Raw genomic sequence first — 13957 nt, forward strand, 5'->3', positions numbered from 1 at the left:
GACCGGGTTATCCAGTAAAATCCTGCCTCCATATCCGGCCCTAACCTAATTTTGAGTGATTCTTGCTCGATGAAACACATTCGTAACTTTTCGATTATTGCGCACATCGACCACGGTAAATCGACCCTGTCGGACCGTCTGATCCAGACTTGTGGCGGCCTGTCCGACCGCGAGATGCAGGCTCAGGTGCTTGACTCCATGGACCTGGAGCGCGAGCGCGGCATTACCATCAAAGCACAGAGTGTGACCCTGAACTACCAGGCACAAGACGGTAACACCTACCAGCTGAACTTTATCGACACCCCTGGCCACGTGGATTTCTCCTACGAGGTTTCCCGCTCGTTGGCGGCCTGTGAAGGGGCGCTGCTGGTGGTGGATGCCGGCCAGGGGGTTGAGGCACAGACTCTGGCCAACTGCTATACCGCCATGGAAATGGATCTGGAAGTGGTGCCAGTGCTGAACAAGATCGACCTGCCGGCCGCAGAACCTGAGCGGGTTGCCGAAGAGATCGAAGACATCGTCGGCATCGACGCGGTCGATGCGGTGCGCTGCTCCGCCAAGACCGGCCTGGGTGTTGACCTGGTGCTGGAAGAGATCGTGGCCCGGATCCCGGCGCCGGAAGGTGATCCGGATGCGCCGCTGCAGGCGCTGATCATCGACTCCTGGTTCGACTCCTATCTGGGCGTCGTGTCGCTGGTGCGGATCAAGAATGGCTCGCTGAAGAAGAACGACAAGATCAAGGTGATGAGCACCGGTCAGGTGTGGGGTGTCGATCGTATCGGTATCTTCACGCCCAAGCAGGTGGACACCATGGGACTGGGTTGCGGCGAGGTAGGTTGGGTTGTCTGCGGTATCAAGGACATCCACGGCGCGCCGGTGGGCGATACCCTGACCCAGGCCAAGAACGGTGCCGAGAAGGCGCTGGCTGGCTTCAAGAAGGTGAAGCCGCAGGTGTATGCGGGCCTGTTCCCCATCTCCAGCGATGACTACGAGTCGTTCCGTGACGCCCTCGACAAGCTCTCCCTGAACGATGCCTCCCTGTTCTTCGAACCGGAGAGCTCCACCGCGCTGGGCTTTGGCTTCCGCTGCGGCTTCCTCGGCATGCTGCACATGGAGATCATTCAGGAGCGGCTGGAGCGTGAATACGATCTGGATCTGATCACCACGGCACCGACCGTGGTCTACGAAATCGAGCTGACCGACGGTACCACCATCCACATCGACAGCCCGGCCCAGATGCCTGCCATCACCAGCATCAAGGAGATGCGCGAGCCGATCGCCGAGTGTCATATCCTGCTGCCGCAGGAGTACATGGGCAACGTGATCACCCTCTGTATCGAGAAGCGTGGCGTGCAGACCAACATGGTCTATCACGGCAAGCAGGTGGCGCTGACCTACGAGATCCCGATGGCGGAAGTGGTGCTCGACTTCTTCGACCGCCTGAAGTCCACCAGCCGCGGCTATGCCTCGCTGGACTACGGCTTCAAGCGCTTCGAGACCTCCGACATGGTCCGTCTGGACATCATGATCAACGGCGAACGGGTCGACGCCCTGGCCATCATCACCCACAAGGAGAACGCCCAGTACCGCGGTCGCCAGGTGGTGGAGAAGATGCGCGAGCTGATCCCGCGCCAGATGTTCGATATCGCCATCCAGGCTGCCATCGGCAACCAGATCATCGCCCGCAGTACCGTCAAGGCGCTGCGCAAGGACGTGACCGCCAAGTGTTACGGTGGTGACGTGAGCCGGAAGAAGAAGCTGCTGAACAAGCAGAAAGAAGGTAAGAAGCGGATGAAGTCTCTGGGCCGTGTCGACGTGCCGCAGGAAGCTTTCCTCGCAATTCTCCACGTCGGAAAGGACTAATAGATGGCAAGCACGTTTTCCCTGATCCTGGTGGTGGTCTGCGCGATCACCGGTGTTATCTGGTGTCTGGACAAGATGATCTGGTCCAAGCAGCGGGCCGCCAAGATTGCCGTGGCCCGTGCCCACGGCGGCGCCCATCTGGACGAGAAAACCCTGGCCAAGGTGGCGCCGGTGCCGGTCTGGATCGAGCAGACCGCCGGGGTATTCCCGGTCATCACGCTCGTGCTGATCCTGCGTTCGTTCATCTTTGAACCGTTCCAGATCCCGTCGGGCTCCATGATGCCCACCCTGCTGGTGGGCGACTTCATCCTGGTGGAGAAGTTTGCTTATGGCCTCAAGGATCCGGTGACCAACACCAAGTTCCTCGAGACCGGTGAGCCCAAACGCGGCGACGTGGTGGTGTTCAAGTATCCGCTGGATACCCGGGTGGACTACATCAAGCGCGTAGTCGGCATGCCGGGGGATCGGGTCATCTATCGCAACAAGGAGCTGATGATCCGGCCCAAGTGCGATGAGCAGGAAGGGAAAACGTGCCCGGGCTTCCAGAAGCTCGACGTCAAGTTTGAACAAAGGGGTGAATTTACCCAGATGGGGATCCCGCTTGACCGCTATACCGAGCAGCTGGGCGAGGTGTCTCACGAGACCCTGCGCAACCCGCTGATGCCCGATATGGTCGGCCGTTACTACCGCCAGCCCGGTACCTACCCAGACGAATGGGTAGTGCCGGAAGGCCAGTACTTCGTGATGGGTGACAACCGTGACAACAGTACCGACAGTCGTTTCTGGGGCTTCGTGCCCGAGCAGAACCTGGTCGGCAAGGCGGTCGCTATCTGGATAAGTTTTGAATTCGAGCGCGAAGAAGGCTCCCTGCTGCCAAGCTGGGTACCGACAGGGGTGCGCTTCAACCGCATTGGCGGAATCAAGTAAATGAATATCAAGATGAACAGACTGCAGTCCCGTCTCGGGCATGTCTTTCAGGATCAAGAACTGCTGACCCGGGCGCTGACTCACCGCAGCGCCGGTTCCCGTCACAACGAGCGACTGGAATTCCTGGGTGACTCCATTTTGAGTCTGGTGATTGCCGATGATCTCTTCCACCGCTTCCCGCAGGCGGCGGAAGGGGATCTCAGCCGCATGCGCGCCACCCTGGTGCGCGAGAAGACCCTGGCCGAACTGGGCCGGGAGTTCGACCTCGGGGATCACCTGATCCTGGGGCCGGGTGAGCTGAAAAGCGGCGGTTTTCGCCGTGAATCCATTCTGGCCGACACGGTCGAGGCGGTGATCGGTGCCGTCTATCTGGATACCAATCTTGAGACGGTACGGACGCTGCTGCTGGGCTGGTACGCCAGCCGCCTGGACGAGATCAAGCCAGGCATAGAGCAGAAGGATCCCAAGACCCGTCTGCAAGAAATTCTGCAGGGAAGCCGCAAATCCCTGCCGACCTACACAGTGACCAACGTCAAGGGCGAAGCCCACAACCAGGAGTTCACCGTCCAGTGTGACGTGGAAGGCCTGGATGGTCCGCTGGTCGGGGTCGGCACCAGCCGTCGCAAGGCCGAACAGGCCGCAGCGCAGCAAGCATTGGAAAAACTGTCATGACAGATACTACCCATTCAACAAGGCGCGGTCTTTTGACACAACAGGCATTGGAAACACTGGCATGACAGATACCACTTATTGCGGCTTTGTCGCCATCGTGGGCCGCCCCAACGTGGGCAAGTCCACCCTGCTCAACAAGCTGCTTGGCCAGAAGGTCAGCATCACCTCGAAGAAGCCCCAGACCACCCGTCACCGGATTCTGGGGATCGACACCGAGGAGAACTACCAGACCATCTATGTCGACACGCCGGGTCTGCACATCGAAGAGAAACGGGCCATCAACCGCCTGATGAACCGCGCCGCCACCAGTTCGCTGGGGGACGTGGCCATGGTGGTGTTCATGGTGGACGGGACTCACTGGACCAAGGACGACGAGATGGTGCTGGGCAAGTTGCGCCACCTCAAGTGCCCGGTGGTGCTGGCGGTCAACAAGATCGACAACGTCAAGGAGAAAGAGGATCTGCTGCCGCACCTCGAGTGGCTGGGCCAGCAGATGAACTTCGCCCACATCCTGCCCATCAGTGCCGAGAAGGGCACCAACGTGGAGAAGATCCGCGAGTGGGCCAAGGATCTGCTGCCGGAGAACGTCCACTTCTTCCCGGAAGACTACGTGACCGACCGCTCCTCCCGCTTCATGGCTTCTGAAATCATCCGCGAGAAGCTGATGCGCTTCACCGGTGAGGAGCTGCCCTACTCGGTAACGGTGGAGATCGAGCGCTTCAAGGTGGAGGAGAACGGTCTCTACCATATCCATGGCCTCATTCTGGTGGAGCGCGATGGCCAGAAGAAGATGGTCATCGGCAACAAGGGCGAGAAGATCAAGACCATCGGCACCGAGGCGCGCCTCGACATGGAACGGCTGTTCCAGAACAAGGTGCACCTGGAGCTGTGGGTCAAGGTCAAATCCGGTTGGGCTGACGACGAGCGCGCCCTGCGCAGTCTCGGCTACGGTGACGACTGATTGCTGACCCCGGCTTTCGTCATCCACAGTCGGCCCTATCGGGAGACCAGTCAGCTGGTCGAGGTTTTCACCCAGGATAGTGGCCGTTTTACTCTGGTGGCTCGCGGTTCCCGCGGGCCACGCTCGCCTCTGAAGGGGCTGCTGCAACCCTTCACCCTGCTCACCATCGCCTGGCGCGGCAAGGGCGATCTCAAGAATCTCACCCAGGTCGAGTGCCCGGATCACTCCCTGCGGCTCGGCGGCGATCGCCTCTTCTACGGCCTCTATCTCAACGAGCTGGTCTACTACCTGCTGGAAGCGCACACCCCGTTCCCCGAAGTGTTTGACGCCTATGCCCGCGCCATCATGGCGCTGGCTGATGGCGAGACGCCTGAGCTGCCGCTGCGCCGCTTCGAGTTCCTGCTGTTGCAGGCGCTCGGCTATGCGGTGGATTTCGAATACACGGCGGACGACGAGTCGCCCATCGAGCCGACCTTGCTCTATGGCTTCGAGCGTGAATTGGGCTTTGTTGCTTGCGAGCGGGCGCCGGATCCCCGTACCCTGTTTCTCGGCGCGCACCTGCTGGCCTTTGCCGAGGGGCGCTTCGACAGTCCGCCCCTGCTGCAGGCGGCCAAGCGTTTCAGCAGGCTGGCGCTGCAGCCCTATCTGGGGCGGCGCCAGTTGAAGAGCCGGGAGCTGTTTTTAAAACGCCGTAATAGCTTGGGTTAATCGCCCTGCGGCGTTACCCGACATGGCAAGAATGTTACCTAGGTCCGATTACGCTGCGCTAATCGAACCTACGAGCTGCCACACACGTGACATATGGATATCGGCGCTGGCGCCAAGGCGGCAGTTGCACAGTTAACAGCGAAGAGTTTCAAGGAGTCCTCAATGAGTGAAATCTATCTGGGTGTGAACATCGATCACATCGCCACCCTGCGCAACGCCCGCGGCACCCAGTATCCGGATCCGGTGCAGGCCGCCTTCGTGGCCGAGCAGGCCGGAGCCGATGGCATCACTGTGCACCTGCGCGAAGATCGCCGTCACATCACCGACCGCGACGTGGAGATCCTGCGCCAGACCATCCAGACCAGAATGAACCTGGAGATGGCGGTGACCGAAGAGATGATCGGCATCGCCTGCCGCATCCAGCCCCACTTCGTCTGCCTGGTGCCGGAGAAGCGCACCGAGGTGACCACCGAGGGTGGTCTGGACGTGGCCGGCCAGCTGGACAAGGTGACCGATGCCGTGGCCCGTCTTGCGGCTGTCGGCGCTCAGGTATCCCTCTTCATCGATGCGGATCCGCTGCAGATCGATGCCGCCGCCGAGAGCGGCGCCCCCTTCATCGAGATCCACACCGGTCGTTACGCCGATGCCACCACCGATGCCGAGCGCAACGCCGAGTTCAAGCGCATTGCCGCCGGTGCCTCCTATGCCGCTGGCAAGGGGCTCAAGGTCAATGCCGGCCACGGTCTGCACTACCACAACGTCAAGGCCATCGCCGCCATCCCCGAGCTCTATGAGCTCAACATCGGCCACGCCATTATCGGCCGCGCCGCCTTCGACGGTCTGGCCAAGGCGGTCAGCGACATGCGCCTGTTGATGCAGGAAGCCCGTCAGGGGATCTGATCTGTCGGCAGGGGCTGGGCCCCGCGGCACGAAGAAAAAGGGACGCCACGGCGTCCCTTTTTGTCAGGTCAAACTTGGTCTAGGTCAGGACTTTTTCACCGCAGCGGGTTTGGCTCCCGCCGGGGTCAGCTCCAGGGTGATCAGTTCCAGCGGAGCCAGCGTGATGAGGCGGGGGGCATCGAGGGTGGCCGGTACGCTGGCATTGCTGCCATAGCGTGGCTGCACCGTGAAGCGGGTGGCCTCGCCCGCCGGGATCTCCAGCTGGCGCTGAGGCTCCAGCAGGAATGTCTGCGGCTTACTGGAGGGGTTGCGCAGGGTGATGAAGGCGCGGCTCGGACTCCAGGCCGCCCAGCCATACACCGCCAGCAGGGTGGGGTCGCCGCCGATCCAGTGGCTGTCGAACAGCACGGCCTGGTTCTGCTGTGACCAGAGTGCGGCCTTGGCCAGCAGGTCCCAGTTCTGACCGCTCAACAGTTCCGGCGTGAGATAGAGCTCCTGCAACTGGGTGCCGGTGGCGAAATAGCTCCAGGCCTGATCGGCGAAGTCTTGCGGTGACTGCCGATCCAGATGCTTGGCCTGTTTGGCATAGACCAGCCCGTGCAGCATCAGGGAGTTGAGCGGGAACAGGGGGCCGTTCTTGACGATGGAGCGATAGGTCTCGGCATCCCGGTAGGTGATCCACTGCTGTACCCTGGAGCCGGGTCCGTAGAAGTTGATGTCATCGCCGCCGCGCCAGATCGAATCGGCAAAGAACAGCCAGGCAGGGGAGGCGGTGGTGCCGGTGGTCAGGTTGATGAACACCTTCGGATTGGCGGCCCGCGCATCTGCAATCAGGTGGATGGCGGCATCGAAGTCGCTGGTGAAGCGGCTCCCCTCGATCAGCTTGTCCGCATTGCCGGTCCCGTCGAACTTGAAGTGGCTGACCCCCTGCTCCTTGATGAGCGACATCACCTTCTGGTGGAAGTTCTGGTAGTAGACCGGGCCGGAGAGGGCGAACTTGCCATCGCTCAGCTCATAGCCGAACTCGGCGGCATGGGAGACCCGCTCATCCCTTGGCTTGTTGTAGCCACCCCAGGGGGAGAGCCAGATCCCGAGCTGGGCATGGTAGCGTTCGGCCGCACGCTTGAGCTTGCTGAAGCCGTTGGGGAAATCCTTGCTGAAACCCCAGTTGCCCAGTCGATCGTCCCAGCCGTCGTCAAACAGAAAGCCGTTCATGGGTACGCCGCGCCGGCTGATCAGCGCCTCGCCGAACTGATCGATGCGCTTGAGTGCCTCGGCCTCCGTGTAGGGATTGAAGAAGCCGATGTCGAGCCAGGAGTTGTAGTGCAGGTAGGGGGCGTAGGGGCGATCGCGGGCCTCGTTGAGGAAGCGGTTGAAGTCGCGCCTGAGCTGACCCTCGCCAAAGGTGCCGACATAGGTGCGATAGCTGAGCGGCTTGCCCTGGGCGAGCGGCAGCTTGAGCGGGATCAGCTGGCTGACGCCACCCTCGTAAGCCCGGGTATTGACCAGTGGATTCTGGGGGGTAATGAAGAAGCTGTCGCTGACGATGGGCGAGCTGTTGATGGCGCCATAGACAAACGGCGCCTGGGAGTGGAAGGGAAGCATGGAGAAGCCGTTGATCTTTTTGCCGTTCTTGAGGGTATCGAGGGCAAAGTCGATGCTGGCGTAGCGCTTGTCCCGGCCCAGCCGGATGGCGCTTTTGACCACGAAGTCGGCATTTTCCAACGCCATCTCGATCCGGTCCTCGCTCTTGGTGAATGCAGTGACCTTGAAATCGGCGGAGGGGGTCAGCCGATCATCCGTCCCCTTGATGTCGAACAGGTTGTCAGAGCGAATGAGATCGCCGTTGGCGGTATTGGTGAAGGTCAGCTCCCGGAACTTGCCGGCATCGGTCTCGACCTTGATACGGTACTGGTCACCCTCCAGCGACAGGGTTTCGGCCTGGGTGAAGGGGGTCAGCATGAGCAGCAGCGTCATGGCGGTACGTGCGTGCATGGTTGTCTCCATGTGTTGATGTGAGTGAGGTGTGAGTCGGCAGAACCTCGCCTGTGATACCGGGATGGAGGCGGGCTCGCCGCAGCGGGCCCGCCTTTGGGATTACAGCTTGCCGTCGCTCATGCACATGCGGATCTTGGCGGCGACCACCTCCTCCATGGCAGCCATGGCGGGCACCAGATACTGGCGCGGGTCGCTGGCGTCGGGGTGGGAGGCCAGGAACGCCTTCATGGCGTCGGAGAAGGCGATCTTGAGCTCGGTGGCCACGTTGACCTTGCACACCCCGAGCTCGATGCAGCGGCGTACGTCCCGGTCGGGAATGCCGGAGGCACCGTGCAGCACCAGCGGCACCGCTACCCTGGCCCGGATGGCGGCGAGGCGCTCGAAGTCGAGGCGCGGCTCCTCCTTGTAGAGGCCGTGGGCCGTGCCGATGGCGACCGCCAGGGAGTCGATGCCGGTGCGCGCCACGAACTCGGCCGCCTTGTCCGGGTCGGTCAGATGGGCGTTGGCGGCGTCCACGATGAGGTCATCCTCCTGGCCGCCGAGCTGGCCCAGCTCGGCTTCCACGCTCGCCCCCATGCGGTGGCAGAAGGTGACGACCCGCTGCACCTTGGCGACGTTCTCCTCGAACGGCAGGTGGGAAGCGTCGATCATGGCGGAGTGGATGCCGGCCTCGACCTTGTAGTGGATATCCTGCTCGTCCTCGTGGTGGTCCAGATGCAGAACCAGCGGGATGCGGTACTGATGGGCAGCCGAGGCGCAGATGGAGACCAGATACTCGACCCCGGCGTGGCGGTAGGTGCCCGGCGTGGCGGCCAGGATCACCGGGGAGTGCAGCTTGGCGGCGGTGCGGGCCACCACCTCGACGGTCTCTAGGTTGTGGATGTTGAAGGCGGGCACCGCATAGCCGCGGCGCTGGGCATCTTTAAGCATTTCGTGGGACGAGATCAGATACATGAGGACTCCTTGGCACCCTGGCGGGCACCAGCTTCAGGGAAAGAGAGCGGGGTTGGGGCGGGGAGGAGCTCCCGGCCCGCCACCCAGATATGTTGTTGATTGAGTTCCGCGGTCAGGGCGAGCAGGTTGGCCTGCTTGCCGACGGCCAGCGAGCCGAGGCGATGTTCGATTCCCAGCATCCGGGCCGGTGCCAGCGAAGCCATGGGGATGGCCTCGTCCAGCGGTACGCCGGCCAGCTGCACCATGTTGCGCACGGCGCCGAGCAGGGTGAGGGTGCTGCCCGCCAGGCCGCCGGTGTCGGTGCGCACCACCCCGCCCTTCATCTCCACCCGGTAGTCACCGAGCAGGTAGTGGCCGTCCGGCATGCCGGCGGCGCGCATGGCATCCGTAATGAGCAGCAGGCGATCCCTGGCGCAGCAGTGACAGAGTCTGAGCACGCTCGGATGGACGTGGTGGCCGTCGGCGATGAGCTCCAGCCAGGCATCGGGATGCACCAGGCCGGCGCCGACCATGCCGGGCTCTCTGTGGTGCAGGCCGCGCATGCCGTTGAAGCAGTGCACCAGCCCGGAGGCCCCCGCCGCCAGCGCCGCCATGGTGGTGTCGTGGTCGGCGGCGGAGTGGCCCAGCATCACCCGGATGCCGGCCTGCTTGAGATGACGGATGGCGGCCAGCGCCCCGGTTTTCTCGGGGGCGAGGGCGACCACCTTCAGGGTGCCTCGCGCCACCTGTTGCAGCCGGTCGAGCTCCGCCAGATCCAGCTCCCGGAACAGGGCCGGGTCATGGGCGCCCTTGTTGTCCGGGGTAAAATAGGGCCCCTCCAGATAGCTGCCGAGCAGCTGTGCACCCGGCAGGGGGCTCGCCATGGCATCGGCGATGCGACCCAGGGTGCTGAGGATGGCGGGCAGCGGGGCGGTGACCGTGGTGGCGAGGAAGGCGCCCACCCCTTCTGCCGCCTTGGCAAGGGAGAGACGGGCCAGGGCGTCGGCCGCCTCATCCATCACGTCGACGCCGGCCCCGCCGTGGACATGGCCATCGATGAGGGCGGGCACCAGCAGCTCGACCTCCCGCACCGGGTCGTCGGCCGGGATGGGGTTGATGGCGGTGATGACGCCCCCTTCATGGGTCAGTACCTGATGTTCCCGCCAGCCCTGCTCGGTCAGCAGGCGGCGGGCGCGGATCCGCTCTGCCATCTAGATCCCCTCCTCGGCCAGGGTATCGGCCCGCTCGCGCGCCAGCTCGTCCACCAGGCTGGTGAGGCCGCGATGACCACAGCACAGCGCCTGTTCACGAAACTGGGACGGGGTCAGCTCGCCGCGCTCCATCACCATCTCCAGCAGCAGCTGCAGATTGGTGCCGGTGACCACCTCCCGCCCGGGCTGGCGCAGCGCCAGGGTGGAGGCGACCCGAAACGGGGTTCCCCCCAGCAGGTCGGTCAGAAAGACCACCCCATCCCCTCGTTCCACCTGAGTCAGGGCAGTTTCGCACTGATCCTGCAGCAGGGCCGTGGTGGAGGACTCGGGAAAGTCGATGGCGACCACCGCCTCCTGCTCGCCGAGGATCTGCAACATGGCCTGTTCCATGCCGCTGGCGAAGCCGCCGTGTCCGCAAATGATGATGCCCAACATAATCTGTTCCTTTACAGCAAAGGGCCGGCCTGGTGCCGGCGCCGGATTAGAGGAAGCCTGCAAACTTGCCGACGATGCCGAGCACGACCGTGATGACGATGAGGCGCAGCGGGCTCCAGCCGCGGCGGATCAGCCCATACATGGCCAGGGTGTAGAGCAGCGGCAGGAAGGCGGGCATCAGCTTGTCGAGCACGTCCGCCTGCAGCTTCACCACCGCATCGCCGGCGGTGATCTCCAGGGTGGTGCCGAGCCGCACATAGGTGGCGACCAGGGCGCCGATCACCGTCATGCCGACGATGGAGGCGGCATGGCCCACCTTGCGGGTGTTGGCCTTGATGAGCGGAATGGCGGCCACCCCCATGCGGTAGGCGTAGTGCGCCAGCCCGAAGCGCAGACCGAAGTGCACCAGGTTGAACAGCAGGAAGAAGACCACAGCCCCCATGATGGAACCCTGCAGGGCCAAGTCGGCGCCGATGCCGCCGCAGATGGGCAGCAGGGTGAGCCAGAACATGGCATCGCCGATCCCGCCGAGCGGGGCGCCGACCGCGATCTTGGTGCTCTGGATGCTGTTGACGTTCTGCTTGGAGCGCTCCATCGCCAGCACTATCCCCATCACGAAGGTGACCAGGAAGGGGTGGGTGTTGAAGAAGCCCATGTGGCCCTTCATCGCCCGGGAGAGATCCTTGGGATTGGTGTGGATCTTTTGCAGTGCCGGCAGCAGGCCGTAAAGCCAGCCGGAGGCCTGCATCCGCTCGTAGTTGAAGGAGGCCTGCAGCAGCAGGGAGCGCCAGGCGAAGCGGTTGATGTCCTGGCGGGTCAGCTCGGCCCCCAGCTGTTGATCTTCGTAGACGTCGTCGGAGACGGTGCGGGTCGGTTGCGGCTCGGCCGCCTGGGCCAGCCGGGTGGCGGTGTTGTTAGATGCCATCTTCAGTTTCCTCCTGGATGGGGCGGGCTTGTGGCGCCGGGTCCTTGCGCATGAAATCGATCAGAGCCATGGCCAGGGCGGCCGCGGCGATGGCCAGCACCGGCAGCTTGAGCCAGGCGGCGGCGACGAAACCGAGGATGAAGTAGGGGATGTAGACATTCTTCATCATGATCTTGAGCAGCACGGCGAAGCCGATGGCGGGCATGATGCCGCCGGCGACGCCAAGACCGTCGATGAGACGGGCGGGCAGCACGTCGATGGCGCTCTTGGCGTGTTCGGCCCCGAAGTAGGTGGGCAGGAAGGCGCACAGGAAGTAGAAGGAGCCGAGCGCCAGCAGCGCCAGGTAGTTGACCCGCTCGATGCCGCGCACATCCCCCTGTTCCGCCATCCGGTCACAACGGGACATGACCCCCGACATCACCGAGAAGAGGAAGGTAATCCCCATCTGGACCGCCACCGCGAACGGCACCGCGACCCCGACCGCCACATCCGGCTTGACCCCGGTGGTGATGGCGAAGGTGGCGCCGACTATGGTGCCGATGATGACGTTGGGCGGCTGGGCGCCTGCCAGCGGGGCCAGCCCCATCCAGACCAGCTCCAGGGTGCCGCCCACCAGAATGCCGGTGGGCAGGTCGCCGAGGATCAGGCCCACCAGCGGGCCCAGTACCACGGGCCGGTGGAAGTGGGTCAGGCCGTTGAACAGGTCAAGCCCGGCGAAGAACGCCAGCATGCCCAGCAAGAGCCCTTGCAACAAACTGATTTCCATCACAATTGTCCTTAATCAGATGAGGTTGAAAATGTCCTGTGCCGGTTCGGTCGGCACCCCTTGGACAAAGCAGGCGACGTGGGCGTCCTGCAGGGCGCGAAACGCCGCTATGTCCGACTCGTCCACCGATACCGTCTTGTGGATCTGACGCTTGCCGTCGGCGTAGTGCATGTTGCCGACGTTGATGCGGGGGATGGGCACCCCGCCCTCCACCAGGGTGCGAAAGTCCGCGGGACTCTTGCACACCAGCAGGATCTTCTGGCGATCGGCGGCCTTGCCGATGTTGTCGATCACCTTCTGCAGCGGCCAGAAGCGCACTGCGATGCCTTCGGCCAGCACCATCTCCATCAGGTTCTGCTGGATGGGGTCCTCTGCGACTTCGTCGTTGGCGACCAGCACCAGATTGGCGCCGGCGAAGCCGACCCATTGCACGCCGACCTGACCGTGGATCAGGCGCTCGTCGATACGGCTCAGCACTATGTTCGGCATTAGACGCCTCCTTGCTGGTTGAACGGATAGATGTTGACCCCCTGCACGACCCGGTTGACCCGCCCGCTCGGGCAGGGATTGTCCGGGGTGATGCCCAGCACTAGCGCGGTGTGGAAGGCGTAGTACTGGGCGTAGAGCAGGTAGCAGAGCGCCAGCTCGGCGTCGTCACCGTTGAGGGAGATGGGCAGATAGATGTGTTCGCCGGCGCTGATGAGCGGATCTGGCCGGTCGGCCAGGGCGACCACCCGGGCGGCATGGCCGTCCTGGCGCAGCTCGCCGAGCAGATCCAGATCGTACTGGCGGGTATAGGGATCGTTAGACACCATCAGCACGATCAGGGTCTGCCGATTGATGGCCGACTTGGGCCCGTGGCGAAAGCCGGTGGGGGAGTCGTGCATGGCCATCACCTGGCCGGCGGTGAGCTCCAGCAGCTTGAGGGCCGCCTCCTGGGCCACCCCTTGCAGGCTGCCACTGCCAAGGTAGATGACCCGCTCCGGCAACGGCCGATCCCACTCGGGCACCTTCAGTTCGGCCTGGGGCAGGATGGCGTCTCCCAGCGCGATGAGCGGCTGGCTGGCGATCGGGTTGAACTGGCGCGGCAGGAATACCGCCAGGCAGCTCAGCATCATGCTGGTCAGGCTGCTGGTCATGGCAAAGCTGCGGTCGTGGGTCTGGGGCGGCATCAGCAGCGCCAGGGAGCGGGCATCCTTCTGGCCGCGGCGATAGAGCTCCCCCTCACCGTTGCAGGTCAGCACCAGGTGGTGGCACTCGCTCAGCAGCTGGCTGGCCAGCTCGACCGCCGCCACGCTCTCCGGGCTGTTGCCGGAGCGGGCGAAGGAGATGAGCAGGGTCGGACAGTCCTGTGCCAGGTATTCTCCCGGATCGGTGACTATGTCGGTGGTGGCGATCGCCTCGAAACGGCCGTTGAGGCGGGCACTGAGATAGGGGGCGAGGGCGCGGCCGGCAAAGGCGGAGGTGCCGGCCCCGGTCAGGATCACCCGCAGGTTGCCCCGTGACAGCAGGGGCAGCAGGAAGCGCTCTATGGTGGCGCGGCACTCCTCCACCATGGTGAGGGTCTCCCGCCAGGTGGCGGGTTGCTGGCGAATTTCACGGGCGGTGGCCAGGCCGTTGGCCGACCGCAGCGTCTCTTCTGGATAACCAAGGATCAT

General features: G+C 63.5%; 14 protein-coding genes. 6 read left to right on the forward strand and 8 right to left on the reverse strand.

From position 1 onward, the window contains the following. Positions 1–69: 69 nt before the first annotated feature. From lepA to pdxJ, 6 genes are all read left to right on the forward strand, one after another. Positions 70–1863, forward strand: a complete 1794-nt coding sequence (gene lepA / locus R2E40_RS04020) for a translation elongation factor 4 (protein WP_016349519.1) — start codon at positions 70–72, stop codon at positions 1861–1863. A gap of 3 nt (positions 1864–1866) precedes the next feature. After that, the gene (gene lepB / locus R2E40_RS04025) at positions 1867–2790 is read left to right on the forward strand and encodes a signal peptidase I (RefSeq protein WP_016349520.1); all 924 of its coding nucleotides are present in this window, start codon (positions 1867–1869) and stop codon (positions 2788–2790) included. Continuing rightward, a complete protein-coding gene (rnc, locus tag R2E40_RS04030) occupies positions 2791–3462 on the forward strand; it encodes a ribonuclease III (protein WP_011704749.1) in 672 nt (223 codons plus the stop codon). It begins immediately after the preceding gene. 61 nt (positions 3463–3523) lie between these two features. Beyond that, entirely contained in the window at positions 3524–4423 is a 900-nt protein-coding gene (gene era / locus R2E40_RS04035) for a GTPase Era (RefSeq protein WP_011704750.1), read from the forward strand. After that, the gene (gene recO / locus R2E40_RS04040) at positions 4424–5131 is read left to right on the forward strand and encodes a DNA repair protein RecO (protein WP_226032963.1); all 708 of its coding nucleotides are present in this window, start codon (positions 4424–4426) and stop codon (positions 5129–5131) included. It begins immediately after the preceding gene. A 162-nt stretch (positions 5132–5293) separates the two neighbouring features. Then, positions 5294–6031: a pyridoxine 5'-phosphate synthase gene (pdxJ, locus tag R2E40_RS04045; RefSeq protein ID WP_016349522.1), complete on the forward strand. Its 738-nt coding sequence runs from the start codon at positions 5294–5296 to the stop codon at positions 6029–6031. Positions 6032–6115: 84 nt separating this feature from the next. On the opposite strand, the gene ast is transcribed toward pdxJ, so the two are convergent. The 8 genes from ast to R2E40_RS04085 all read right to left on the reverse strand — a co-directional run bounded on the left by ast (position 6116) and on the right by R2E40_RS04085 (position 13957). Further along, positions 6116–8026 carry a thermostable cytotonic enterotoxin Ast gene (gene ast, locus R2E40_RS04050; protein ID WP_318164831.1) on the reverse strand — a complete coding sequence of 637 codons (1911 nt, stop codon included), beginning with the start codon at positions 8024–8026 and terminating at the stop codon, positions 6116–6118. 102 nt (positions 8027–8128) lie between these two features. After that, on the reverse strand, positions 8129–8983 hold the full coding sequence (locus R2E40_RS04055) for a tagatose bisphosphate family class II aldolase (RefSeq protein ID WP_202012508.1): 855 nt from the start codon (positions 8981–8983) through the stop codon (positions 8129–8131). Further along, entirely contained in the window at positions 8974–10173 is a 1200-nt protein-coding gene (gene nagA / locus R2E40_RS04060; RefSeq protein ID WP_318164832.1) for an N-acetylglucosamine-6-phosphate deacetylase, read from the reverse strand. Before nagA ends, R2E40_RS04055 begins: the two co-directional genes overlap by 10 nt. Beyond that, entirely contained in the window at positions 10174–10608 is a 435-nt protein-coding gene (gene agaF, locus R2E40_RS04065) for a PTS galactosamine/N-acetylgalactosamine transporter subunit IIA (RefSeq protein WP_042064174.1), read from the reverse strand. Positions 10609–10654: 46 nt separating this feature from the next. After that, a complete protein-coding gene (gene agaE, locus R2E40_RS04070) occupies positions 10655–11533 on the reverse strand; it encodes a PTS N-acetylgalactosamine transporter subunit IID (protein WP_017764753.1) in 879 nt (292 codons plus the stop codon). Beyond that, the gene (gene agaW / locus R2E40_RS04075) at positions 11523–12299 is read right to left on the reverse strand and encodes a PTS N-acetylgalactosamine transporter subunit IIC (protein WP_042051145.1); all 777 of its coding nucleotides are present in this window, start codon (positions 12297–12299) and stop codon (positions 11523–11525) included. Before agaW ends, agaE begins: the two co-directional genes overlap by 11 nt. Positions 12300–12314: 15 nt before the next feature. Then, positions 12315–12788 (reverse strand): PTS N-acetylgalactosamine transporter subunit IIB, encoded by a 474-nt coding sequence (gene agaV / locus R2E40_RS04080; protein WP_005309404.1) that lies wholly within the window; start codon positions 12786–12788, stop codon positions 12315–12317. Then, the gene (locus R2E40_RS04085) at positions 12788–13957 is read right to left on the reverse strand and encodes an SIS domain-containing protein (protein ID WP_318164833.1); all 1170 of its coding nucleotides are present in this window, start codon (positions 13955–13957) and stop codon (positions 12788–12790) included. Before R2E40_RS04085 ends, agaV begins: the two co-directional genes overlap by 1 nt.

Source organism: Aeromonas sp. CD (genome assembly GCF_033349375.1).
Classification (GTDB): Bacteria; Pseudomonadota; Gammaproteobacteria; order Enterobacterales; family Aeromonadaceae; genus Aeromonas; species Aeromonas hydrophila.

Bases quoted from the DNA above. Each gene is read 5' to 3' on its own strand.
- lepA (WP_016349519.1), top strand. From the start codon at position 70: ATGAAACACATTCGTAACTTTTCGATTATTGCGCACATCGACCACGGT.
- lepB (WP_016349520.1), top strand. From the start codon at position 1,867: ATGGCAAGCACGTTTTCCCTGATCCTGGTGGTGGTCTGCGCGATCACC.
- rnc (WP_011704749.1), top strand. From the start codon at position 2,791: ATGAATATCAAGATGAACAGACTGCAGTCCCGTCTCGGGCATGTCTTT.
- era (WP_011704750.1), top strand. From the start codon at position 3,524: ATGACAGATACCACTTATTGCGGCTTTGTCGCCATCGTGGGCCGCCCC.
- pdxJ (WP_016349522.1), top strand. From the start codon at position 5,294: ATGAGTGAAATCTATCTGGGTGTGAACATCGATCACATCGCCACCCTG.
- ast (WP_318164831.1), bottom strand. From the start codon at position 8,026: ATGCACGCACGTACCGCCATGACGCTGCTGCTCATGCTGACCCCCTTC.
- R2E40_RS04055 (WP_202012508.1), bottom strand. From the start codon at position 8,983: ATGTATCTGATCTCGTCCCACGAAATGCTTAAAGATGCCCAGCGCCGC.
- nagA (WP_318164832.1), bottom strand. From the start codon at position 10,173: ATGGCAGAGCGGATCCGCGCCCGCCGCCTGCTGACCGAGCAGGGCTGG.
- agaF (WP_042064174.1), bottom strand. From the start codon at position 10,608: ATGTTGGGCATCATCATTTGCGGACACGGCGGCTTCGCCAGCGGCATG.
- agaE (WP_017764753.1), bottom strand. From the start codon at position 11,533: ATGGCATCTAACAACACCGCCACCCGGCTGGCCCAGGCGGCCGAGCCG.
- agaW (WP_042051145.1), bottom strand. From the start codon at position 12,299: ATGGAAATCAGTTTGTTGCAAGGGCTCTTGCTGGGCATGCTGGCGTTC.
- agaV (WP_005309404.1), bottom strand. From the start codon at position 12,788: ATGCCGAACATAGTGCTGAGCCGTATCGACGAGCGCCTGATCCACGGT.
- R2E40_RS04085 (WP_318164833.1), bottom strand. From the start codon at position 13,957: ATGATCCTTGGTTATCCAGAAGAGACGCTGCGGTCGGCCAACGGCCTG.